This window comes from Neisseria sp. P0022.S010 (genome assembly GCF_051956635.1).
On record NZ_JBQCXF010000558.1, the window covers coordinates 1 to 1901 of the forward strand.

2 protein-coding genes are annotated in these 1901 nt (G+C 50.2%); one reads left to right on the forward strand and one right to left on the reverse strand.

What is annotated here, in order from left to right; all coding sequences use genetic code 11:
- The first annotated feature begins 81 nt into the window (after window positions 1-81).
- Window positions 82-693, forward strand: coding sequence for a CNP1-like family protein (locus ACTHUT_RS19355; RefSeq protein ID WP_250601721.1), 612 nt, complete (start codon window positions 82-84; stop codon window positions 691-693).
- 63 nt (window positions 694-756) lie between these two features.
- Here ACTHUT_RS19355 and ACTHUT_RS19360 read toward each other — a convergent pair whose 3' ends face one another.
- On the reverse strand, window positions 757-1872 hold the full coding sequence (locus tag ACTHUT_RS19360; RefSeq protein WP_070747755.1) for a porin: 1116 nt from the start codon (window positions 1870-1872) through the stop codon (window positions 757-759).
- Between the last annotated feature and the right edge of the window lie 29 nt (window positions 1873-1901).

Consider the following 1901-nt stretch of genomic DNA (forward strand, 5'->3'; position numbering starts at 1 on the left):
TAACGTCAATTATACCGCACTTACTTGCACCCCACCCTGCAAGCCCATAAAATAAAGCCGTTTTTCACTTTGGAGCTGTCTATGCGCCGTTTTGCCCTTCTCGCTCTCAGCCTTGCCGCGACTCAAGTATTTGCTTTGGGTTTCAGCCAAAAGGATACGCTGACCAACACGCGTTATCAGGAAAGCCCTGAAGAAGTTGCCGCACGCGAATTTAAAGAACACAAAGCCGAGTTGCCACCCCTGCCCGATACCCAATCGGGCGATTGGTTCGACCTCTATGTCAACGAAACCTACGGCAAGCAGCCCAAAATCCTGCTCAGCAGCCTGCAAATCATGCCTGCACCTGACAACAGCATCCGCTACGTCTTGAACGTGCGCTCCGACAAAGGCTACGACAACCTCTCCGTCGAAGGCCTCTATTGCGCCCGCACATCCTTTACTTACAGCAACGATAAGCGTTCGTCTTACAAAGTATTCGCTTACGGCGACACAGTAAACCACCGCTGGATCGAGCCGCGTAAAGGCGATTGGAAGCTGATCGGCAATGCGTTCAGCCGCAACGACGCCCTGCATACCGCCCTGTATCAGGCATTCTGTATCGACGGTATGCCGACAACGGTCGAAGGCTTGGTACAACGTTTGAAAGAACGCGGCAGCCGTCACGGTACAACGCTGACCAACCACGACAAATAAACTGCTTTAATCAACAAAAAGGCCGTCTGAATTTTTTCAGACGGCCTTGTCTTTCAAGACGGCTTAGAATTTGTGATACAAGCCCACAGAAGCAGCTTTTTGTTCAACGCCGCCTTTGTTGGCTGCAGTCAGACGGGTTTTGTTGCCGACTTTCAGATACGCCAATTGGGCAACTACGCCGGTGCGTTTGCTGAAAGTATATTGGCCGCCGACAACGACTTGGTCGAATTTATCCACCAATTTCTCGCCGCTGTTCACGCCCTTGGCAGGCCAGCCGTGTGCGTAAGTAATGCGTGGGGTGACATTGCCCAATTTGTAGCCGACAGTTACCGCTGCATCAACCACTTTCACGGCTTCAGATTTGCCTGAATCGGCAGTGATGTCACTACCCTTGTACTCATTAAAACCATCGGTGAAATAGCCTAAATATTCGTTGGCTGTCTCATGGCCTTTGGCATAATGTACGCCGCCGCCGACAAAGAGATTGTCTTTGTCGTAATAAGTTTCGACTTTGGCGATTTGTGCCGCTTTGACCTTGCCGGAATTATCGGTGTACGCGCCGTTATAGTGGCCGTAAGCCGCATTGGCAGTAAAGCCGTTTTTAGAGAAGCTCACGCCGCCGGTGTATTGGTCTTTGGCCGCTTGGGTGTGCGTGTATTTGTCTGAAGGATTGCGGTTGTCGCGCGGTGCGTAAGACACGTTGAATTTGAATCCGCCAAAATCCGGGCTGTCGTAGCGTACAGCGGCATTACGGTTGCCGGTACGGGTAAAGATGCCCAAGCCTGCGGCATTGGTTTTGTACATCCACGGATCGATGGTGTCCATTTCGTTCAGCATATTGCTGAGTTTACCGGCACGGACTTTACCGAATTTACCTTGCAAACCGATGAAGGAATCGCGATTGGCAAAACCTTGTGAACCGCCGGTAATGGCCGTTTTTTGTTCAACTTGCCAGATGGCTTTCAAATCGCCACCCAAGTTCTCGCTACCTTTGAAACCGATACGGGAAGTATTGTCATTGATGCTGGTTGCGGTAGAGCTGGTTTCAGAACCTGCGTCACCTTTGATTTTTACTTGACCAACGGTCACGCTGCTTTTGATTTGACCATACAGAATCACTTCTGCAGAGGCAGCCAGTGGCAAACCGGCAATAACCAAAGCGATAATCGATTTTTTCATTATTCTCTCCAAAACAAAGTTAAAATCTC